We start from the raw sequence: 6,428 nt of genomic DNA, 5'->3' as shown, positions 1-6,428 counted from the left end.
CCGATAGTACCAACGTTTACGTGCGGTTTCGTACGTTCAAATTTTTCTTTAGACACAATCGTGTTCCTTCCTAGTTATGATTCGCCACGTTCATTATTGAGCGAGACGCGCCAGAAATTGCTATTTTATGCGCCAACTCTCGTTAGCGCAATATTTGGACGCATTGTTCTTTCAAAAAATGAAAAAAATGCGTCCCTTTTGTTTAACCACGCTCTGCAATGATTGCATTAGCAACATTTTTTGGCACTTCAGCGTACTCACTAAACTCCATAGAGTAAGAAGCACGACCTTGTGTCGCAGAACGTAAATCAGTTGCGTAACCGAACATGACAGACAACGGAACTTGTGCACGAATTATCTTCAGGCCAGCTGTCCCCTCGTCCATACCTTCGATGATGCCGCGACGACGGTTAATATCGCCAACAACGTCACCCATCCAGTCTTCTGGAGTAGTTACTTCAACTTTCATCATAGGCTCAAGCAAAACTGGTTGCGCTTCTAGTGCACCTGTTCTGAAAGCCATAGAGGCAGCGATTGTAAACGCCATCTCACTTGAATCTACTTCATGGTAAGAACCATCATATAGTGTAGCTTTGATATCCAAAACTGGATAGCCCGCTAATACACCATTGTTCATTTGCTCTTCAACGCCTTTAGCGACAGAGGTAATGAACTCTTTTGGCACGATACCATTGGCAATTTCATCTACGAAGACAAAGCCTTCACCGGCTTCTGATGGTTCCAGTTTCAGCCACACGTGACCGTACTGTCCTTTACCACCATGTTCGCGGATAAATTTACCTTCAGCTTTTGCTGTACCACGAATGGTTTCACGATAAGCAACTTGCGGATTACCAACGTTGCAGTTCACACTGAATTCACGCTTCATGCGGTCAACGATGATATCTAAGTGCAGTTCACCCATACCAGAGATTAGTGTCTGGCCAGTCTCGTCATCCGTTTCAACACGGAACGATGGATCTTCTGCCGCTAGCTTACCTAACGCGATAGTCATTTTATCTTGATCAGCTTGAGAGCGAGGCTCTACAACGATCTGAATAACTGGATCTGGGAATTCCATACGTTCAAGAACAATTTTATGGTTCTGATCACATAGAGTTTCACCAGTAGTAACATCTTTAAGGCCGATAATGGCTGCGATGTCACCTGCTCGTACTTCTTTTACTTCTTCACGCTTGTTTGAGTGCATTTGAACAATGCGCCCTAAACGTTCACGTTGTTTCTTCACAGAGTTGTAAGCTGTTTTACCGCTTTCAACAACACCAGAGTAAACACGGATGAAAGTTAAAGTACCAACAAATGGGTCTGTTGCAATTTTAAATGCTAGCGCTGAGAACGGTTCTTTGTCGTCTGCATGACGCTCTGCTTCGTTCTCGTCTTCATCGATACCTTTAATTGCAGGTACATCGACTGGAGAAGGAAGAAAATCAACAACTGCATCTAGAACAGCTTGTACACCTTTGTTTTTGAATGCACTACCACAAGTAGCAAGTACGATTTCATTATTAAGGGTACGAGTACGAAGACCTTGTTTGATTTCAGCTTCTGTTAGTTCACCTTCTTCAAGGTACTTATCCATCAGCTCTTCATTTGCTTCTGCAGCAGCTTCAACAAGTTCTGTACGATATTCTTCAGCCATTTCTTGCATGTCTGCAGGAATATCTTCGTACGTGAAAGTCATGCCTTGGTCAGCTTCGTTCCAGTTAATCGCCTTCATCTTGATAAGATCGACAACGCCTTGGAAGTTTTCTTCAGCACCAATGTTCAGTTGAATTGGAACAGGAGTTGCGCCTAGGCGATCCTTGATCTGTTCAACTACACGCAAGAAGTCTGCGCCTGTACGGTCCATTTTATTAACGAAAACCATACGTGGAACTTGGTACTTATCAGCTTGACGCCATACAGTCTCTGACTGAGGTTCAACACCAGATGAGCCACAGAACACAACAACTGCACCATCAAGTACACGCAGAGAACGTTCTACTTCGATTGTGAAGTCAACGTGCCCCGGAGTGTCGATGATATTAATACGGTGGTCAGAGTACTGAGCTTCCATACCACGCCAAAACGTAGTAGTTGCTGCTGAAGTGATCGTAATACCGCGCTCTTGCTCTTGCTCCATCCAATCCATGGTTGCTGCACCATCGTGAACTTCGCCGATTTTGTGAGAAAGACCGGTATAGAACAGAATACGTTCACTTGTGGTTGTTTTACCTGCATCTACGTGAGCAACGATACCGATATTACGGTATTGCTCAATAGGAGTTTTACGAGCCACGGTTGAATCCTCTTATTAGAGACTTAGGGACTATTGCTATGTCTAGATTATGCGCTAGAAGCGATACTTCGCTAAAAAGTGCTTGCCCTAGAAATAGCAATAGTTCCTAGCATAAGCATAGGAACTAAAGAAGTGCTGCAAGGAAACTTGCAGCACTAAAAAGGTATTACCAGCGGTAATGTGCGAACGCTTTGTTTGCGTCAGCCATACGGTGAACGTCTTCACGTTTCTTAACCGAAGTACCTTTGTTCTCAGACGCGTCTAGCATTTCAGCAGCTAGGCGTTGAGCCATAGATTTTTCACCACGCTTACGCGCAGCTTCAACTACCCAACGCATAGCAAGAGCGTTACGGCGAACCGGACGAACTTCTACAGGTACTTGGTAAGTTGAACCACCCACACGGCGAGATTTAACTTCTACCGCTGGACGAACATTTTCAAGAGCTTCTTCAAATACAGCTAAGTGATCTTTACCAGATTTCTCAGCCATAACTTCTAGTGCAGTGTAAACAATCTTCTCTGCAGTAGATTTTTTTCCGTCAACCATAAGGATGTTAACGAATTTTGCCAGCAGCTCAGATTTGAACTTAGGATCTGGAAGGATCTTACGCTGGCCTATTACGCGACGACGTGGCATGGAATTTCTCCGTTGTCTTCTTCAGGTTTTTTCCAAAACTTTTCAGAATAATAAATAAATAGTGTTTGGCCTTACTTAACGCTTTCTTTAAAAAAAAGACGCATTAAGACTTAGGACGTTTCACACCATACTTAGAACGACCTTTCTTACGGTCGTTAACGCCTGCACAGTCAAGTGCACCGCGAACAGTGTGGTAACGCACACCTGGTAAATCTTTAACACGACCACCACGGATAAGAACAACACTGTGTTCTTGAAGGTTATGACCTTCGCCGCCGATGTATGAAGTAACTTCAAAGCCGTTAGTTAGACGAACACGACATACTTTACGTAGTGCTGAGTTCGGTTTTTTTGGAGTAGTAGTATATACGCGAGTACATACACCACGTTTTTGTGGGCACGCTTCTAGTGCAGGCACGTTGCTTTTAACAACCTGCTTTACACGAGGAGTACGTACCAACTGGTTAATAGTTGCCATTAACTAGCTCCTGATTTACTTGAAAGTAAGCTTGATGAAAAATCTAGCCCTATTACACATAGTGTAAATAGGGACGCAAAATTCTATTCAGCAGTGGGATGTGTGTCAAGAAATATACAGATCTTTTTTAGCCGTCTAGAGCTCAGGATGGTCTTTTTTTAACCACACGGATAAAATGCAGCTACCAAGTGACTGATTTGTCGTTCAAAACAGTCAGTTTTACGAATCCATCGAAGTCCACTTGATCCAGAGAGCTTGAAGCAAGTTGTTGTAGACCTCGACTATAAAGATCTGTTTTTAATACCGACACATGTTTAACGGTTGAGATTTGATTGAATAACTCATGATTTGGAAGGCAAACATACACCGCATCTTCAACCAAAAGGATATGGTCCTTTTGTTGCGAGTACATCAATGCAAGCTTGAGTTTGTCTACTGATTTTACAATATGAAGCATAACGTTCCCTAGAAAGTCAGTATTTTTTGGCTCTGAGCTAACTTCTGCGTCAACTCATTCATTTCTAGCGCAGTCACATCGATCAGTAAGTTATCAGTCGAGAGACCAAACTGATTGAGGCTATGTTGACACACGTAAACCTGCTCGATGTCGTAGAGGTCCATAAGCTTGAATGCAGAAATATAGTCACGTGATAAGGATTCATCAGGCTGTTGCGCTTTGAGAAGCTGTGTAACGCCATCACCGACAAAGAATACGCTAATGTCTTCACTGTAAGCTGAAGCCGCTAACAATGCGTCTAGCCCTTCCCTACCCGCAGCCGTTGTATGAGGAAAGCTGTTAAATATAAATGCTAATGTGCTCAAAACTGGACAACCCTATCTTGCGTCAGAAGTGCTTCAGATAAACTCCCTAAGCCAGCTTGGGTAAACCCTGTCGCCAAGTTAGATGCACTTAATTGATGTTGCGCCGCTTCTTCAGTGCTGATAACTCCACGCCTTAGCGCAGCAGCAACACATGTCTCTAGGCTAACATTGTGCTCGTCCGCCAGTTTTTGCCAAGCGGCAGCTAAATCAAATTCATCATTAGCAGGCACAGTAATACCAGAGCCATTACTGACGCCGTCTTGATAGAAGAACACACTGTGAAGTTTGTGGCCCTGTTTCAATAGAGCCACAGCAAACTGATAAGCACTTCTTGCGGATTGTGAGCCGTAAACGGGTCCATTAACTAAGAGTGTATAGCTTAACAACCCTCTTCATCCTCTGTTTTACGTTGACGGATGTACAAGTACACTGTGTGCTTAGAGATATTCAATCGCTCAGCAACGCGGTTAATCGCGTCTTTGATGTCGAAAATACCTTTGTCGTATAGCTCCATCACGATTTGGCGATTTTTGGTGTTGTTCGATACAGATTTATCTGCATTGATTTCTTCAATCGTGCGTTCAACCGTTTGGTCGACAAGTTCTTCAACGTCACTAGCAAAGTTAACAGATGACGCAGCTTCATCCGCGTCTTGCGTAGGCATGAAAGATTGCAGCACTTGTGAGAATGGCGCATCTAAGTTCACGTTAATACACAGTAAGCCAATCACTCGGTCTTCACCATTGCGGATAGCAACCGTGATCGACTTCATTAGTACTCCGCCTTTAGCGCGAGTAAAATATGAACGAGAGAAGTTACGCTTAGAACCTTCAATATCTTTCAACATTTTCAATGCAAGATCTGTGATTGGCGAACCAACCTGACGACCGGTATTTTCACCATTAGCAATTTTAATCGCAGATGTATTGAGGTCTTCTAAAGAGTGTAAAACGATTTCACAAAACGGACCGATCAGACTCGCAATACCATCAACTACGGCCTCATAAGATCTTAAGATAATTTTATCGTGTTCACTGAATGGCATGACATGGACTGATTCCATTTCGAGTAACATGTCCGCATTGACTGTTTCTGTAGTAGTCACTTATTCCTTACCTTCGTGTGAAAAATCAACAAATTTATGTAAGTTTATCAGAAAATTTTAATTGCACACCTAGCTAACATTGCAACTAGTGATTTAGAACAAGTTTAAAAATCAAATACTCATATTCAAGTCATAAAAAAAGCCTAACTTAAAGTTAGGCTTTTTATTCAATCAACGTATTTTAGTACGAGGCTTTTAAGCGATATTATTGTGCAGAAGCTGCTTCAGCGTTATCGATGTTTAGTAGTTCTACTTCGAATACTAGCGTTGAGTTAGCTGGGATAGTCGGTGTATCTTGCTCACCGTATGCTAGCTCTGGCGGGATAACGAACTTGTACTTAGAACCCACTTGCATCAGTTGTACACCTTCAGTCCAACCTGGGATTACGCGGTTTAGTGGGAATGTTGCTGGTTCGCCACGATCGTAAGAGCTGTCGAACTGAGTACCGTCTGTTAGCGTACCTTTGTAGTGTACTTGAACCGTATCAGTGTCTTTTGGAGAAGCGCCTTCACCAGCCGTCATTACTTGGTAAAGTAGACCAGATTCAGTTTGCTTAACGCCTTCAGTTTTAGCGAACTCAGCGCGGAAGTCATCACCCGCTTTCTTCACTTCTGCAGACTTTTCTGCCGCTTGTGCTTGCATCGTTTCAGCAACACGCTTGTCTAGAGCTTCAAGAGCTGCACGAGTCTCTTCTTCGTTAAGTGCCGTCTTCTCTGCGAATACGTCTTCGATACCTTGAAGAACCATCGCTTTGTCTAGGTTAATACCTAGCTCGCTTGGCTTATCAATGCTTGTGCTTAAGTAGTTAGCGAAAGATACACCGATTGCGTATGCCGCTTTGTCATCTTCTGTTTTAAAGTTTACTGCTGCAACTTTAACTTCTTCTACCTGTGGAGCTTCTGCCTTTGGTTCTTCTTTCTGACAACCAACTGCTAGCATAACCGTTGCGGCAAGCAGTGATACTTTTAAAACTGATTTCATTGAATTCTCCAATTAATGGCCAAGCCATTGGTTATTGTGCACAAATCTAATGATTAGATTGGTGTGAATACGTTAGTTATAACAATATACTAGTCATATGTCTTT

At 42.9% G+C, this 6,428-nt stretch carries 8 protein-coding genes; all 8 read right to left on the bottom strand.

The features are described 5' to 3' along the window. Positions 1 to 202: 202 nt before the first annotated feature. Positions 203 to 2,299 (bottom strand): elongation factor G, encoded by a 2,097-nt coding sequence (gene fusA, locus AB6C75_RS04705; RefSeq protein WP_012604915.1) that lies wholly within the window; start codon positions 2,297 to 2,299, stop codon positions 203 to 205. A gap of 166 nt (positions 2,300 to 2,465) precedes the next feature. Further along, on the bottom strand, positions 2,466 to 2,936 hold the full coding sequence (gene rpsG, locus AB6C75_RS04700) for a 30S ribosomal protein S7 (RefSeq protein WP_012604916.1): 471 nt from the start codon (positions 2,934 to 2,936) through the stop codon (positions 2,466 to 2,468). A 103-nt stretch (positions 2,937 to 3,039) separates the two neighbouring features. Then, positions 3,040 to 3,414 (bottom strand): 30S ribosomal protein S12, encoded by a 375-nt coding sequence (gene rpsL, locus AB6C75_RS04695; RefSeq protein ID WP_012604917.1) that lies wholly within the window; start codon positions 3,412 to 3,414, stop codon positions 3,040 to 3,042. Between the two features lie 181 nt (positions 3,415 to 3,595). After that, entirely contained in the window at positions 3,596 to 3,871 is a 276-nt protein-coding gene (tusB, locus tag AB6C75_RS04690) for a sulfurtransferase complex subunit TusB (protein ID WP_012604918.1), read from the bottom strand. 8 nt (positions 3,872 to 3,879) lie between these two features. Further along, positions 3,880 to 4,236, bottom strand: a complete 357-nt coding sequence (tusC, locus tag AB6C75_RS04685) for a sulfurtransferase complex subunit TusC (protein WP_017096568.1) — start codon at positions 4,234 to 4,236, stop codon at positions 3,880 to 3,882. Next, the gene (gene tusD, locus AB6C75_RS04680; protein ID WP_017103600.1) at positions 4,233 to 4,622 is read right to left on the bottom strand and encodes a sulfurtransferase complex subunit TusD; all 390 of its coding nucleotides are present in this window, start codon (positions 4,620 to 4,622) and stop codon (positions 4,233 to 4,235) included. Before tusD ends, tusC begins: the two co-directional genes overlap by 4 nt. Continuing rightward, entirely contained in the window at positions 4,616 to 5,341 is a 726-nt protein-coding gene (locus tag AB6C75_RS04675) for a transcriptional regulator (RefSeq protein ID WP_012604921.1), read from the bottom strand. Before AB6C75_RS04675 ends, tusD begins: the two co-directional genes overlap by 7 nt. 205 nt (positions 5,342 to 5,546) lie before the next feature. Continuing rightward, a complete protein-coding gene (fkpA, locus tag AB6C75_RS04670) occupies positions 5,547 to 6,323 on the bottom strand; it encodes an FKBP-type peptidyl-prolyl cis-trans isomerase (protein WP_029223026.1) in 777 nt (258 codons plus the stop codon). Between the last annotated feature and the right edge of the window lie 105 nt (positions 6,324 to 6,428).

It is taken from the genome of Vibrio sp. 10N.237.312.B06 (assembly GCF_041464685.1).
GTDB lineage: Bacteria > Pseudomonadota > Gammaproteobacteria > Enterobacterales > Vibrionaceae > Vibrio > Vibrio tasmaniensis_A.
This window is presented reverse-complemented; position numbering and strand designations above follow the sequence as displayed.